At 69.8% G+C, this 15,066-nt stretch carries 12 protein-coding genes and 3 pseudogenes; 7 read left to right on the forward strand and 8 right to left on the reverse strand.

Going from position 1 to position 15,066, the window contains the following annotated elements:
• Positions 1-67 precede the first annotated feature (67 nt).
• Both ABD901_RS45420 and ABD901_RS45425 read right to left on the reverse strand, forming a co-directional pair.
• Entirely contained in the window at positions 68-499 is a 432-nt protein-coding gene (locus tag ABD901_RS45420) for a DUF7144 family membrane protein (protein WP_345137746.1), read from the reverse strand.
• 215 nt (positions 500-714) lie between these two features.
• Complete coding sequence (locus ABD901_RS45425; RefSeq protein ID WP_345137747.1) at positions 715-2,109, reverse strand: MFS transporter; 1,395 nt, start codon at positions 2,107-2,109, stop codon at positions 715-717.
• Positions 2,110-2,219: 110 nt separating this feature from the next.
• Here ABD901_RS45425 and ABD901_RS45430 point away from each other — a divergent pair, with 110 nt between their 5' ends.
• Positions 2,220-3,197 carry a YihY/virulence factor BrkB family protein gene (locus ABD901_RS45430; RefSeq protein WP_345137749.1) on the forward strand — a complete coding sequence of 326 codons (978 nt, stop codon included), beginning with the start codon at positions 2,220-2,222 and terminating at the stop codon, positions 3,195-3,197.
• A 610-nt stretch (positions 3,198-3,807) separates the two neighbouring features.
• On the opposite strand, the gene ABD901_RS45435 is transcribed toward ABD901_RS45430, so the two are convergent.
• Positions 3,808-4,548, reverse strand: a complete 741-nt coding sequence (locus ABD901_RS45435; RefSeq protein ID WP_345137751.1) for a hypothetical protein — start codon at positions 4,546-4,548, stop codon at positions 3,808-3,810.
• 171 nt (positions 4,549-4,719) lie between these two features.
• Positions 4,720-5,544 (reverse strand): SCO6745 family protein, encoded by an 825-nt coding sequence (locus ABD901_RS45440; RefSeq protein ID WP_345137753.1) that lies wholly within the window; start codon positions 5,542-5,544, stop codon positions 4,720-4,722.
• 548 nt (positions 5,545-6,092) lie between these two features.
• Here ABD901_RS45440 and ABD901_RS45445 point away from each other — a divergent pair.
• Positions 6,093-6,677: pseudogene (locus ABD901_RS45445) on the forward strand (IS6 family transposase); the annotation flags it as partial.
• 411 nt (positions 6,678-7,088) lie between these two features.
• Positions 7,089-9,851: an ABC transporter permease gene (locus ABD901_RS45450; RefSeq protein WP_345137754.1), complete on the forward strand. Its 2,763-nt coding sequence runs from the start codon at positions 7,089-7,091 to the stop codon at positions 9,849-9,851.
• A gap of 790 nt (positions 9,852-10,641) precedes the next feature.
• On the opposite strand, the gene ABD901_RS45455 is transcribed toward ABD901_RS45450, so the two are convergent.
• Together ABD901_RS45455 and ABD901_RS45460 are read right to left on the reverse strand one after the other, a co-directional pair.
• Positions 10,642-11,076, reverse strand: coding sequence for a GlcG/HbpS family heme-binding protein (locus ABD901_RS45455; protein ID WP_345137755.1), 435 nt, complete (start codon positions 11,074-11,076; stop codon positions 10,642-10,644).
• Positions 11,077-11,093: 17 nt separating this feature from the next.
• A complete protein-coding gene (locus ABD901_RS45460; protein ID WP_345137757.1) occupies positions 11,094-11,522 on the reverse strand; it encodes a TetR family transcriptional regulator C-terminal domain-containing protein in 429 nt (142 codons plus the stop codon).
• A gap of 149 nt (positions 11,523-11,671) precedes the next feature.
• Between ABD901_RS45460 and ABD901_RS45465 the strand changes: the two genes are divergently transcribed.
• From ABD901_RS45465 to ABD901_RS45480, 4 genes are all read left to right on the forward strand, one after another.
• On the forward strand, positions 11,672-12,913 hold the full coding sequence (locus ABD901_RS45465) for an MFS transporter (RefSeq protein WP_345137758.1): 1,242 nt from the start codon (positions 11,672-11,674) through the stop codon (positions 12,911-12,913).
• Between the two features lie 232 nt (positions 12,914-13,145).
• Entirely contained in the window at positions 13,146-13,277 is a 132-nt protein-coding gene (locus ABD901_RS45470; RefSeq protein ID WP_345137761.1) for a hypothetical protein, read from the forward strand.
• A 15-nt stretch (positions 13,278-13,292) separates the two neighbouring features.
• Complete coding sequence (locus ABD901_RS45475; RefSeq protein WP_345137762.1) at positions 13,293-13,649, forward strand: transposase; 357 nt, start codon at positions 13,293-13,295, stop codon at positions 13,647-13,649.
• A complete protein-coding gene (locus ABD901_RS45480; RefSeq protein ID WP_345137763.1) occupies positions 13,646-14,356 on the forward strand; it encodes an IS3 family transposase in 711 nt (236 codons plus the stop codon). The genes ABD901_RS45475 and ABD901_RS45480 overlap by 4 nt, the downstream gene beginning before the upstream one ends.
• Here the strand turns inward: ABD901_RS45480 and ABD901_RS45485 are convergent.
• Positions 14,253-14,483: pseudogene (locus ABD901_RS45485) on the reverse strand (transposase); the annotation flags it as partial. The gene ABD901_RS45480 and the pseudogene ABD901_RS45485 overlap by 104 nt on opposite strands.
• Positions 14,484-14,728: 245 nt before the next feature.
• A pseudogene (locus ABD901_RS45490) lies at positions 14,729-15,013 on the reverse strand (transposase); the annotation flags it as partial.
• Positions 15,014-15,066 lie beyond the last annotated feature (53 nt).

The raw sequence follows: 15,066 nt of genomic DNA on the forward strand, positions 1-15,066 counted from the left end.
TGACGTCAGTGGTGCCCGACCCGGGGCGGATCAACATCGTCGGCGCCGATGTCGGGAGGGCCGGCCATCACGCTTTGACCTTCCAGCCGTGCACGGCCAGTGCCCAGATCACGAACACATCCAGCGCGATGATCAGCAGCGACCACAGCGGGTAGTAGGGAAGGAACAGGAAGTTCGCGATGGCGCTCAGTCCGGCTAGAACGATGCCCAGGGCTAGGGCCCACAGCCGTCCTGAGAACACCGCGAAGCCGGCCAGGAGTACCACGAGGCCCACGATGAGGTGAATCCATCCCCAGCCGGTCACGTCGAACGCGTACAAGTAGTCCGCCGTGACCACGAAGAACTTGTTCTCGATGATCGCGACCAGGCCCGCAGCCATGTGGAACACGCCGACGATGATCATCATTATCCCGGCGAAGACGGTGAAGCCGCTGGCCCACCTGGGGGAGGAGTCCCCCCGACCGGCCCCCGTCTCCTGCTGTGCTCTTTGCTCAGCCATGCTCGGCACCCCCTCGACTCAGCGGGCGCCGTTCAACAGGTCACGCCGCGCGTAGCCCTGGTCAGCGTCCACAACGCCGGATGCGGGACGCCGCCCGGGAAGGATGGCATCGGGCATACCCCCGCAGAGCGCGGACAATCCTCCTTGACAGCCCTTCGGGAACGACCTCCATCCAGGTTGGACGGGACCACGCAGTAAGCGGTCGGCAGCCGTTGTCAGTCGGCGGCCGGGGCGCACTCGGTGGCGTCGGCTCGGTGGGCCGCCTTCTTGTCCGTCAGGTAGGTGTGCCGCGCCGACAGCATGATCAGCCCGTTGGCCAGCAGCGGAACGAGCATGATCAAGAAGGCGTCGCGCAGGCCGGGCGTCCGGCTCGTCGCGCCCCGGCCGGCCAGCGTGTCCGCGACGAGGCCGAAGCACACGGGACCAAGCGCCTGTGCGGTGAGGCTCAGAACCGTCCGTGCGCTCTCCGCGCGGCCCCACAGCCAGGGCGTGACGATGTCGAGCCGGGCCGCGTCCAGCGGTGGGTTCGCCGCGCCCAGCATCGCCACGCCCAGGATGAGGAACGGTAGGGCGAACACCACCGACGCGCTCGCCAGGCCCGGCGCGAACAGCAGCGCCGTCCCCGTGTACGCCACGGCCGGAACCATGATCCTGGCGTTCGGGTGGCGGCTGTGCAGCAGCCGGTCGGCCAGCCGCCCGCCGAGCATCGTGCCGGCGAGTGCGCCCGCACCCACCGCCACGACGAAACCGGTCAACTCGCGCATGTTGACGCCGTACCAGCTCTGCAGAAAGACCACGCTGAAGGTGCGCAGGCCGGCGAAGAAGAAGTACCCGACCGACGACGCGACGATGAGGATCCGGATCGTAGGGATGTGCAGGATGTAGGCGAACGCCCCGCCGAGTGACCGCCAGGCCTGCCGCAGGACGTCGGCGCCCCCGGTGCCACGTGGTATTGCCAGGGGGTTGCCGTGCATCCGGACGGGGGCGGTCAGCGGGATCTCGTGCGCGCCGGGAGGCAGCTGGCTCGCTCCGCCGCGGGCCGGTTCGGGCAGCCACCGGTACACGGCGACGGCCAGCCCGAGACCGAGGAGGCCGAGCAGCCAGAATCCGTACCGCCAGGACACCGCGGCGCCGATGTTGCCACCGATGATCAGCCCGATGCCCGCGCCGATCATCTCGCCGGACAGGATCCAGCCGTACACCTTCGCCCGTTCGTCGGTCGGAATGAGATCACCGGTCAGGGAAGCGAGCAGCGGCCCGGCCGCCGCGATCGCACCGCCCAACGCGAGCCGGGAGAGCAGCAGCCACAGGTACGACTGGGCCGCACCGCCGGCGAGGAGAGCCACGCTCCAGAGGACGATCGTGTAGATCAGCAGCCGTACCCGGGTGACCTGGTCGGCGAGGGCCCCCATCGGGATCGTGGCGAGCGCGCCGACCCCGGACGACATGGTCGCCAGCAGGCCGAGCTGCGTGTGGCTGATTCGGAAGGCCTCCTCCAGCTCCCGGGCCAGTGCGCCAAGCATGCCGAGATCCGCGGAGCCCATGGCGAACACGCCGGCGAACAACAGGATGACCCGGGTCCGCGCCGGCCCGCCGAAGAGTGCTTCCAATCGTCCGGACATCATTGATCGGACAGCTACCCGCAACGATGAGTACCTAACGGAGCAGGGATGAGCGGGTAGCCGGGCGTGACGCTGGGGCGGCGGGGTAGGTGGGCGCCGTGGTCGCGTGGTTGGATCGTTACCAGCGCCGGCACGCCTGGCTGGGATTCCCGCTGGCGGTGGTTTACAAGTTCTTCGACGACCGTGGTCCATATCTTGCCGCGATGGTGACCTATTACGGCTTCATCTCGTTGTTCCCGCTGACACTGCTGTTCCTCACTGCGCTGGGCTTCTTCCTGGAGGCCAACCCCGGCCTGCACCAGCAACTGGTGCAGACGGCGGTGGGGGATCTGCCGGGCATCGGGCCGGAGTTGCAGCGCAACGTAAGCGAGTTGCGCGGCAGCGGCATACGTCTGGTCCTCAGCGTCCTCGGTGCACTGTACGGCGGACTGGGGGCGATGCAGGCCGCGCAGGCCGGGTTCAATCACATCTACGGCATCCCGCGCAACGAACAGCCCAATCCGATCCGGTCCAGGCTGCGCAGCCTCGGACTGCTGCTGATGCTCGGCAGCGCGGTGCTGCTATCGGCGGCGGCCGCGACGTTCCTGGCCTTCGCCAACGAGCTCACCGGCCGGTCCGGGCCCGGACTGCAGCTCCTCGGCTACCTGTTGACATTCGTGATCAATGCCGGCCTGTTCACCGCGGCGATGCAGCTGCTGACCGCCCGGACGCTGCGTGTGCGCCAGGTCATCGCCGGCGGGTTGATCGCCGCGACCTCCTGGATGGCATTGCAGACCGTAGGCGCTCAATACGTCGCCGCCCGGCTCAGCCACGCGAGCGCGCTCTACGGCACGTTCGGACTCGTACTCGCCGCTCTCGCCTGGATATACGTGCAAGCGCTCGTGCTGATGCTCTGCGCCGAGATCAATATGATCGCGAACCACCGCCTGTGGCCCCGGGCGCTGCTCACGCCGTTTACCGACGATGTGGAACTGGCCGAGGCCGACCGGCGGATCTACACGACGTTGGCGGCGGCGCAGCGATTCAAGGGCTTCGAGACGGTGCGGGTCGACTTCGACCGGCCGTCGCAACGATAGGCGTCGGCGCGACCGGCAGATTGCCGCCGCCCAGCCGGTCGATTGCGGCGGCCGGCCAAGCAGAAAGACGAGCGCCGCACTGCCCAAGCAATGTCCGCCGCCGGCCCCGCCGAGGTGTCCACGGCCGGTCTGCAGGGTGTGGCACCGCGATTCAGCAGCGGCCTGCGTCCCGCGCCCGAGTTGGACCACAACTACATGATCGTCCTCCGTCAGGAACTCCAGCTGCGGGCTGACGGTCTGCGGGATCACCGCGCTGACGACCTGCTCGCGGATCGGTTGGGCGCGGCGTGGCACGGCAGTCATCAAGACCGCCCGGCCCGCGAGTACCCGAACGAGCGACACCCGCATGGGGCACCGCCGTTGGAGCGGTGATCACGGAGCACCGCATGCCTGTGAACTTGGCAAATGCGCCCATGTCTATGGTGCATTTACACCAAAAATAAGTGTCGAAGGGGGACTTGAACCCGCACCCTTCGCACCCTTGCGATATGTAGGGGTTCATGCGAATCAACGTTCGAGGCCAGAGCCTACGCCTCAACGCCTTGAGGCGCGGCTTTCTGTCCTGCGCGAGATACGCGTCGCCGTTGTGGCGGGTCTTCCTGCGGCTCGACTAGCGATGACGGAAGAAGCCGCGCTTCGGCGGCTTCGGCCGCACAAGTTCCCCGATCAGCGAACGGATTGCGTCGAACGTGAGCACGTCCGGATTGCTGTCGGGCGACGCGACCAGCCCAAGGCAAAGCAGACGGAAGGCGCGGTCGCCTTGCCGCTCCGTGACGAAGATGGGACCGCCGGCGAATCCGTCGGGCAGTGAGCCCTGCCAGCGCACGACGCCGTCCGGGTCCCGTGCGATGGTCGAGGTGGCGACGGCCAGCGGCCGCTGCTCGCCCGGCTCGCCCGGTTCCCGCGTGACGTGGCCCAGGGCGTACGCCCTGCGCGGCTGCGCATCGACGGCACGCACGTCCTGGGCCTTGGCGGCGACGCCCTCGGTAATCTGTGCGGCCGCCCAGGACCAGCCCTTCTTCGCCGCATGTTCGTGGAGGAAGAACGTGCGCATCACCGCCACGCCGGAGCGCCGCGACCACATCTTCTCGAAGTCCGGCACGGCCAGGTAATCCGATGCTGCGCCGGCGGGCTTGATGAGATCGGGCCGCAGCCGCACCTCGCCCACTTTGGTACGCGTCAAACGGTCCGCGGTCAGCCACCATTCGCGCACACGCTCGCCCTCGGGCGTGGAGTCCACGAGCTCGTTGTAGAAGAACGCTGTCCCCGCACGCGGGCCCTGCCCCAAAGGCAGGGTACACGCGCTCCAATGCTCCAGGATCGCGTCAACGAGTGGATCATCCTCGGCCACGAATGACATCTTGCCTGCCACGCGTCCACGTCCGCGACCCCGAATCGCCCTTGATCCACCACGGGCTCGGCACGCCATCCGAAGGCTCCGCTGGACGTGGTTGATCTCCGCGCACGACTTGCTCAACCCGGTAGCCGAGCTGGGGTCGTGGTCGTCGCCTGATGCACGGGCTCAGTCGTCGACGGCCTGTGCCGCGGCGGCGATCGGCTCGAGCCCCGCGACCAGCTCGTCGAGCTGGCCCGCGCTGAGCACGTCGTACGCAGGCGCCGCCAGCTCGTCGGTGAGCGCCTCGATCCGCTCCCTGGTCTCCCGGCCGGCGTCGGTGAACCCGCCAGCGGCGTTCACGAGGCCGCGGCCGTGCAGCCCGTCGATGACAGCGGCGAGCCGCGCCTTGGGCAGGTGGTGGATCCGGCCGAACTCCTCCGCCTTCATTCCGAGGGACAACGCGAGCAGGACGTGGGCCTCGGTGCCGCCGATGCCGTGGGCGAGGAGGGCGGCGTTGTGGCCGTCCCCGCGATGCTCCCGCAGCAGCGTCGCTGCGTGCCAAAGCCTGGCCACGGGTTCCTCGGGCACGTCGAGCGCCCGGAGCCCGGCGTACAGCGCTCGACCCTCGGTCGGCGCGCTGAGCGCTGCTCGGGTGGCGAGATCGGCGACCCGCACCAGACCGGGAGCATCGGCGAGTTCCCCGATCACCTGTCGTAGCGCGGCGGCGCTGCCCCGCTCACGCACGGCGATCGCCTCCTGCGGGGTGATCTTCCCCCAGACCCACGGGATGTGGCGCGCCACCTCGCCGTCGGCGAAGTTGTAGAAGACCGCGTGCACCACCTCGGCCGGCGCCAGTCCCAGCGGCGCGGCACGGCCCGCGAAGTATCCGTCCCAGTAGTTGCGCATGCCCAGGGCCAGAAACGCCTCGTTCGGTACCTCGGAGAAGGTGACGGCGGCGATCGGCTCGACGAGCTCGAACATGCGGTGGATCTTGGCCCGTGGATGCGGCATCGGTCGGCATCTCCTGTGATCGTGGCAGCGCCCTGGTGGGCTGCCTCTCACCTCAGCTACGAACAACGCGGCCCCGATACGACAACTCGGTCGACATCAACCCAACCAACATCGGCCCTACTCCTCCGCCGCGCCGACCGTGCGGACGCGCCCGAGGCTCATGAAGGCCCGTCGCGCCCAGTGACGAACAAACCAGCCAAGTCCGAGTGAACCCTGATATCGGAGGATTGCCGGGGGCCGACGGAGCAGAACTCGTTGGTGTGCGCGCCAGCGAGCCAGCTCGTCACGCTTCGTGAATGACGATCCGTGATGTCGGGCACGCGCCCGTGGTCCGCGCTCGTGCCGCTTTCCATCGCTTTCACGGCGTCGCGTCAGCCGCACGTCAGGCCATCGTACTACTCCTATGCGTCTCGTAGCGCGGATTCGATGGGTCGCTCGAACCGGCGTCCACGACGACCGCTCCTGCCACGATCAGCGTGCTACGGAACGTCACGGCGAGTCGGGTCATCCGACTCCCTGACATAGCCGATGTGTGCGCATCTGGCCAGCGGTACAACCTGTCGTACCGCGACGTCGAGGAGTTGCTCCTCGAGCGCGGTGTCGAGGTCGACCACGTCACGATCTTCCGGTGGGTGCAACGGTTCACCCCACTGCTGGCCGACGCAGCCAGGTTCTGCCGGCACTCGCCCGCCGTCAGGTGGTATGTCGACGGGACGTACGTGAAGGTCAGTGGTGCCTGGCGGTACGTGTACCGCGCCGTGGACCAGGACGGCCAGGTCATCGATGTACTCGTGTCAGCCCGTCGTGACGCTACCGCAGCTCGCCGGTTCTTCCGCCGGGCGCTGGCCACGTTGAAGGTGACGCCCACCGAGGTCGTTACCGACGAGCTGATTCCGTCGGCGTGGCATCACGTCTAGCGCTATGCCAATAACCGGATCGAGGCTGATCACAGCCAGCTGAAACACCGGCTCAGATCGATGCGCGGGCTCCGCACCGACCGGACCGCACAGACCATCGTGGCCGGACATGCTTTCATGCAAAACGTTCGCCGCGGACACTTTGAACTCGGCCTCGACGCACCACGCGGACTCCGCGTCGCTGCGGCGTTCACCGAGCTCGCCGCCGCGATCTAACGGTGGCCCGCACGGGCACAACGCGTCTCCTGATCCCCAAATGCAACAGCGCCGGATAAGTGAAGGCTGTATTTTTTTGAGTCTTGACATAAGACGGAAATCAATGAAGGGTCGAGGCGCGGAGCGGGGGCCCGGGAGATCGGCAGTGGCCTGCGCACGGCGCGGGACGGAGGCGACCGGGTGGGTTACGTGGCGCTCTGCCTGCACATGTTCATCGCGGGGTATTTGTGATCTCCGCGGGCGCGAAGGTGTGGGGCACCAGCGCGCCGAGCATCCGATCGCCGGCCGCCCTGAGCTTGTTGACCATGAAGGTTCCCTCCGCTGTCCACCGGCCCGGTGCCGGTGGTTGGTCGGAGTCTGCGGAACCGGGCTAACGATTCGTTACCGTTTCGCTCCCCTCAGGAGGGTCAGTTGATTTCGCTCATCCGCGCGCAGCTGCGCTTCCGGCGCGGTCGGCTGGTCGCCACGATCGCCGCCGTCGCGGTCGCCGTCGCGAGCTTCGCGCTGCTGGCGTCGGCCTCGCGCGGCTCGCAGGTGCGGGTCAACGGCACGGTCCAGGAGAACTTCCGGCCGATGTACGACATCCTGGTCCGCCCGCCTGCCGCCACCACCGAGGACGGGCTGATCAGCACCGACCGGGTCAGCTCGACCTATGGCGGGATCAGCGAGGCGCAGTGGCGGCGGATCCTCGACATCCAGGGCGTGTCGGCGGCGGCGCCGGTCGCGATGGCGGGCTACGTGATGCAGACCGCGGTGATCACGGTCGATCTCACCCAGTACGCCGGCCAGGGCGGGCGCCAGGTGCTGAAGCTGCGGCCGACCTACGTCGGCGACCGCGGGCTGAGCAGCATCCCCGACGGGGCGAAGTACCTCTACGTCACTCCGAACAACCTGGAGTACGTGCCCGGCGACCCATGGGTCGAGGGCAAGATGTACACGGGCGCCGACATGCCGAAGCCGCCCCAGATCCATGAGCACGGCCCGAACGGCGTCACCACCGTGTGCGAGCACCAGTCCGGCTACTTCGACAACGTCAAGCCCCTCGCGCCGGACGACCGCACGGAGGCGGACTGCTGGTCGAGCGACCCGGCGTCGAGCGCCAACACGGTCAAGCGGGCCCAGGTCGAGGTGCTCTTCCCGATCCCGCTGCTCCTGGCCGCCGTCGACCCCGCGCAGGAGGCGAAGCTCGACCGGCTCGACGGGGCGGTGACCTCCGGGGCGTATCTCCCCGAGTCCGACCAGTCCGCCGGCATCCCGGTCCTCGCCTCCGGCCGCCTCGACCTCGACCAGCAGCTGCGCATCGAGATCGAGCGGCTCGGCGGCGACGCGGCCGAGCAGACCGCCGCCGGGATGCGGCTCGACAACGCCGTGACCTACTACGAGACCATGCCCGTCACCCCGCTGGCCTCGCGCTCCTACACGGCCCAGGACGTATACCCGGCCCTCCTCGACGCGATCGCGCACCCGCCCGCCGACCACAGCCGGTCCGTGCCGTACGCGGGCACCTCCGTCGTCGGCGAGTGGTGGACGACCAGCGCGATGACGCTGTCGGGCCCCGGCCGCACCGCCGACGTGGTGCCCTACAGCGGCGGCGAGTGGGGCAAGGTCCCCGCCGGCCAGCCGGGCGCCAAACCGCTGCCGATGGGCCTCGCCGACGACCCGGTCCGAGCCATCGTCCGGCACGGCAGCGACGAGCCGAAGCAGGAGCGGACCTTCCTGCGCGGCGTCGGCGTCTACGACCCGGCCAAGGTCCAGCTCGGGCCGGAGCTGTCGCGGCCACCCTTCGACCTCTACGCGGGCGCCGAGGCGACCGCGGCCGACCCAGCGGCGCGGCGGGCCCTGGGCGACCGGGCGCTCCAGCCGACGACCGACTTCGCCGGGCCGCTCGGGCAGCGCCCGCACCTGCTCACCACGCTGTCGGCCCTGTCCAAACTTCAGCGCGACCCGTACGCCAACGTCGACGCCGGGCACGGCGTGAACAAGGACGCGCCGATCTCGATGGTGCGGGTCCGGGTCGCCGGCGACGTGGGCAGCGACGCCTTCTCCCAGGAGCGGGTGCGGGCCATCGCCGACCAGATCCACCTGGCCACCGGGCTGCGGGTCGATCTGGTCGGCGGTTCGTCGGCGGGCGGGGTGGCCGAGCAGCTGCCGGCCGGCCAGTTCGGACGGCCCGCGCTGGCGGTCCGGGAGAACTGGCTGCGGTTGGGGGTTGCCACGACGATCGTGTCGGCGCTGGACCGCAAGTCGCTGGTGCTGGCGATCCTCGTGCTCGTCGCGTGCGCGCTCGCCGTCGGCAACGCGGCCAGCGCGGCGGTGCGCACCCGCGCGACCGAGCTCGGCGTGCTGGCCTGCCTCGGCTGGGCCCGCTGGCGGCTGTTCGCGCTCGTCACCGGCGAGTCGGTGACCGTCGGCGCGGTCGCCGGCCTGCTCGGCACCATTCTGGCGCTGGCGCTGTCCCGCCTGCTCGGCGTGTCCCTCGGCGCCGACTACGCCCTGCTCGCGATCCCGGCCGCGCTGCTGCTGAGCGGGCTGGCGGCGCTGCCACCGGCCTGGCGGGCGACGCGGGCCGACCCGGGAGCGGCGGTTCGTCCCGCGGTCGCGCCGGTCCGTCGAAGCCGAGTACCCCGCCGCGTCTCGGGCCTGGCGATGGGCAACGTGCTGCGCGCGCCCGGGCGAACCGTCCTCGGCGCGGTGAGCCTCGCCCTCGGCATCGCCTCGCTGACCCTCCTGGTGATCATCAACCTGACCTTCCGGGGCAGCGTCTCCGGCACCGTCCTCGGCGATGCGATCACCGTGCAGGTCCAGAGCACGGACTACATCGCGGCGGTCCTCACCACCCTGCTCGGCGCGGCCACGGTCGCCGACGTGCTCTACGTCAACATCCGCGAGCGGGCCGCCGAGTTCGCGCTGCTCGGCGCCGTCGGCTGGGCGGATGCCCCGCTGGCCCGGCTGGCCGCCTATGAGGCGCTCGCCATCGGCGTCCTCGGCGCGACGACCGGGGTGGGCGTCGCGCTCGGTTCCGCCGCCCTGCTGAGCTCCGAGCTGACCGCCGTCTCGTACGCGGTCGCCGCCGCCGCCGCGCTCGCCGGCGCCTTGCTGGCGGTGGCGGCGGCGATCCTGCCGGTACGATCGCTGCGCCGGCTGCCGACCGCCCGGCTGCTGGCTGAGGAGTAGCGCGTGACGGCTTCGCGCAGCGGACACCTCCCGGTCGACCGGCTCCGCCTGTACTGCGAGGTCCACGGCGACCCGACGGCCGCCACGGCGCCACCGCTGCCGATGTCGAGTTCCGGGAGAGCCTGCGTAGGCGAGTTGCGCGGAGACGGCAGGCTTGGCAGCGGCGGAGGTTGCGGTCTGGACCGGGGGAGCGCAACGGGTATCAGCGCCGCGATCATCTGCTCGGCCGCGGCCGGGATGCTGCGTCGGGCCGACCCCGCCGACAAAGCCGAGGTGTACCGCCAACTCGGCCTGCGGCTGACATACCCAACCTAAAACGCAAACGGTGGACGTCCAGGCACAGATCGGACGCCCACCGTGGGGTGACGGTTTGTGTCGAAGGGGCAACACGCACCAAACGCCCACGCCGTTGATCTTGGCTGACGTGCTGCGCTTGGACATCGATCGCTACAGCCTGTGAGACGTTTGCCGTGTCCTGACGTCCTCACGATCGGAGGGACGCGTGGGACACCATAGGTGTGTGATTACGTGCGGCGGGCGGGGTACCACATGGCGCCTCGTTGGCCTTCTGGGGGCGTAGCTGGAGTTACGTCAGCACGTGGCGCCATGTGCTGGTCGTACGCTTCTGCAACCCTGCCGGACCGGAGGGCCGAGGGGAGCCGTGTCAGCTGCGCCCGGACTTCACCGACGTACTGAGCAAAGGTTCAGTATTGCATCAGATGCAACAGGTAAACGCTGCCGACAGAGCTGCCCTAATCCCAGGTGGACCGCTTGGCGCCGCACAGGCGGACTAGCCCGTCCGGCCCGCCAGGGTCCCCGCGGCCGCGGCGACCCCGGCCAGGGCGATCTCCTGCTCCGCGAGGTCGGCGCCCCGGCCACCCCGATCGCACCGGCGATCGCGCCGGCGATGCGAATCGGGACCCCCGCCGGGCAGGATGCAGACGTTGGGCTGGATCGCCATGCCCGTAAGCATCACCGGGTCGGCGGCCAGGAACCCCGCCACCTCGTGCGTGGACATGCCCGAGCCGGCCGAGGTGATCGCCTTGTTGGTCGCCATGGTCGTGGCCATGTACGTGGACCCGTCCATCCGGGCCACCGGGGTCAGGTGCCGCGCGTGGTCGACGACGGCGACGGCGACCGTGACGCCGAGCTCCTCGGCCTTGGCCAGGGCGGCGTCGAGGGCCCGGCGGGACTCCGCCGCGGAGATCGTCGTGACGTCGCTCAACGTGGCGACTCCTTGCGTCATCCAGTGGTGTGTTGCCGGCGTGCAGAGCGTCCCGTCGCCGCGTCGAGCAGCACCTCCGCCGTCGCCCGGGCCCGCGTGATCGGGCCGTCGACGCCGAGCGCCTGCACCCAGGCGTTCATCCCCTCCAGGACGAGGGTCAGCTGGTCGGCGAGCGCCTCGGGTTCCTCGACGGTCTCCACCTCGGCCAGGTGCCGCACCAGCCCGTGCATGCGCGCACGAATCCAGGCCTTCGCGGCCACCGCCCGGCGGTGCGCCGGCAGGTCCTTGTCCGGAAACTCGCTGAGCGTCATGAGGAACGCACACCCGCGGCACGCGTCGGGCTGCAGGGACGCGAGGACCCGGTCGAACAGGTCGAGGATCTGCTGCCGCGGCGGCTGCGCACCCTGTAGCAGGTGCTCGCGGGTCTCGGAGCCGGGCCGTCGCATTGTGTTCCCCCTCGCCATTCGCCCGCCCAAGCGTACTTCTCGCCTGAATGTTAGGGATCCCTCCCTTTCTACGGTAAGGTGCCCTACGACGACGTGTCGGACCGTGGTCCGGGCGGGCCACGGTCAGGGCGAGCTGAGGGAAGGACGTCATGGGTACGCAAACCGCGCCGGGGAGCCGGGCCCGCACCAACCTGGCACTGCTCCTGCTGTTCCTGGGTACGTTCACGATGGGCAGCGCCGAGCTGGTCGTCGTCGGCGTGCTCCAGCCGCTCGCAACGGACCTCGGCGTGTCGGCGAGCGCCGCCGGGTTCCTGGTCACCGCGTATGCGCTGGGCCTGTCCATCGGCGGGCCGATCCTGACCGCGCTCACCATCAGGCTCGGCCGCCGGGGGCTGCTCTGCTCGACGCTGACCGTGTGGCTGGTGCTGAACCTGGTCGCGGTGTTCACAGCGAACTTCGCCGTGTTCGTCGTCGTGCGGGCGCTGACCGGCTCGCTGCAGGGCCTCTTCGTCGGCCTCGCCTTCACCGCCGGCATCAGCGTCGTGCCGCCACAGCGGATCGGCCGGGCGTTCTCCGCCGTCATCGGCGGGTTCGCGGTCTCCACCGCGCTCGGCGTGCCCATCGGCACGCTGATAGGTGCGGCCGGCAGCTGGGAGGCCGCGTTCCTGGCGATCGTCGGGCTCGGCGTGCTGGTCCTGGCCGCCCTGGTGCTGGTCGTCCCGCCGGTTCCCAGCGGTGGCGCGGGCAACGCCTGGACCCAGGCCCGGCACGCGCTCGCGCCCCGGGTGCTCGCCGTGCTCGGCCTGTGCGTGCTGCTGTTCGCCGGGCCCTATGCGACGCTGACGTACATCACGCCGTTCCTCGACCGGGTCACCGGCATCTCGGGCGCCCTCATCAGCGCCTTCCTGCTGGCCTACGGCGCGGCCACCGCGATCGGCGCCTTCGGTGGCGGCCGGTTCGCCGACCGCAACGCGGCGCGGGCGATCCTGGTGGCCAACGTGGTCCTCGTCGCGGCCCTGGTGCTGCTCTCCTTCGTGGGCAAGATGCCGCTGCTCGTCGCCGTGGCGCTCGTCATCTGGGGCATCGCCGCCTTCGGCATGGTGCCGTCGCTGCAGTACCGCATCGTGTCGCTGTCCGGCCCCGGCGCCGACCTGGCGGCCACGCTGCCCGCCTCGGCCATCAACGCCGGCATCGCCGTTGGTTCCCTCGTGGGCGGCTGGGCCCTGGCCACCCACGGAGCCTCTGCGCCCCTGGTCACCGGCATCGTGCTCTCGGCGATCGCGATCCCGGTGTCCTGGGCGACCGGATACCTGAAGCCGCCGCCGGCCATCGACGACGGCCCGGTGTCCGTCACCGGCGAGTCGATGGACCGCTCGCCGACGGTCGCCTGATCACGCCGTGGCCGCCGGTGCAACGTAGCGGAAGGTGCGGCGCTCGGCGCGGGCGAACCTCCGCACGAGGTGCCCTCCGACATCGCGCAGGGCGGGGCCGCCGGGGATCCGGCGCACCGCGTGCGGCGGGAGCCCGTGCATCACCCAGGCGAGCGCCGCGGGGACGTCGCGGGGGCCCGTACTGCGGCGCGAAGTGCTCCTTGTCCAGCCGCTCCCAGTCATGCTGGGTGAGGTGGGCCTGGACGAGCGCCATCGCGTCGCGCTCCTCGTGGGCGAGGTGGGCCTCGAGCCGGTCGCGCAGCTCGGTCACGTGCCCGGCGAGCACCCCGCGCGCGTCGGCGATGGCGGCAGATCAGCGAAGTGAGCCATCCCCGCTTTCATGGAGCTTCTTGATCATGGTCTGGTGGCCGTGGGAGGAAGATCCGTGCCAGCACCGAAGAAGTACCCCGACGAGCTGCGAGCGCGTGCCGTGCGCTTGTATCGCGAGTCGGACCCGAAGCCGGTGATCCGCCGGCTGGCGGAGCAGCTCAACGTGCATCACGAGGCGTTGCGGAACTGGATCCGCCAGGCTGAGGCGGACGCCGGCGAGCGCAGTGACCGGCCCTCCAGTGACCTGGCGGAGGAGAATCGGCGGCTGCTGAAGGAGAACACTGAGCTGCGGCGGGCCAACGAGATTCTGAAGGCGGCGAGCGCGTATTTCGCCTCGGAGCTCGACCCGACCCGGCGACGGTCATGACGTTCATCGACGAACACTCGGACCGCTTCGCGGTCGCGCTCCGGTTACGGGTTCTGCAGATCCCCACCTCGACCTACTACGCCTGGCTGCGCCAGACCACCGAGCCGTGCGACCGGGACCTGGTCGACCTGGGGCTGCTGTCCAACATCTACGACATCTGGACCGCGTCGGGCTGCACCTACGGCGCGGACCGGGTGCACCGGCAGCTACGCCGCGACGGCATCCGGGTCGGCCGCAAACGCGTGGAACGGCTGATGGCGGGCCAGGGATGGCAGGGCGCGTTCCTGCGCCGCGGCTGGCGAGGCGGGTCCACACGCCAGGACCCACGGGCGATACCAGCGCCCGATCTGGTCAACCCCCAGTTCACCGCGACCGGCCCGAATCGGCTGTGGGTCGCCGACGCCACCCGCATCCGCTGCGGCGAAGGGGTGTTCTGGCTCGCCGCGGTCCGCGACGCGTTCTCCAACCGCATCGTCGGCTGGAAAGCCGGCGACCGCTGCGACACCGACCTGATCCTCGGCGCCCTCGAGTACGGCATCTGGTCCCGCGACGTCCGCGACGGCCAGTTGATCCACCACTCGGACCGCGGGGCGAACCCCGGATTCAATCGGTCGTCGCAACACCGGTGGTTTGATGCGAGAGTAGCAGTTCGTTCAGTGCTTCGGCTGGTGTCTTCCAGCCGAGTGTCTTACGTGGACGGTTGTTGAGAGTCGCAGATACAGCGTCGAGGTCGTCACGATTCCACCGAGCCAGATCGGTGCCTTTGGGGAAGTACTGACGTAGCAAGCCATTGGTGTTCTCGTTGGTCCCGCGCTGCCATGGGCTGTGCGGGTCCCTGTGGCGGCGCGGGCGAAGCGGCGCACGGTGCCTATTGCCAGCTGTAACCGGCGGGCGATGGCTTTCACGCCCAGCCCGGCAGCGAGGAACTCGTGGATGTCGTGGTGGCGTTGGCGGGTTCGCACCGCGAGTGGGCTGTCGGCGAGCCGAGGTACTGCACGGGCCTCACTCGCGGTCGGCGCCGGCGGCGTAGCGAAGGGCGGCTCGGGGCGCAAAGCGTCGCGGCATGCCGCGACGGTCCGTTCGACGGCCTGGCCCAGGTTGTGCCACAGGTGCCATCGGTCCGCGACCTGCACAGCCATCGGTGCGCCGGTACGGGCGCCCTCGGCGTAGGCGCCGGCGCGGTCACGGCAGATGACCTGCACGCCGGGGTGAGCGATCAGCCACTCGGCGAACGTCTTCGCGCTGCGGTCGGGCAGCACGTCGACCGGTCTGCCGGTCTGCACGTCGATGATAAGAAACAACCCGGGAGTTCCTGGTGTGGTCTGTCCACCGTGGAATCTGTTGCGTGGCTCTGACCTGGACATCTGCTGGTTCAACTGAAGAGAGGTGCTGGGCTGACGTTACTTCAGGATTTCTG

This window comes from Dactylosporangium darangshiense, assembly GCF_039537565.1.
GTDB lineage: Bacteria > Actinomycetota > Actinomycetes > Mycobacteriales > Micromonosporaceae > Dactylosporangium > Dactylosporangium darangshiense.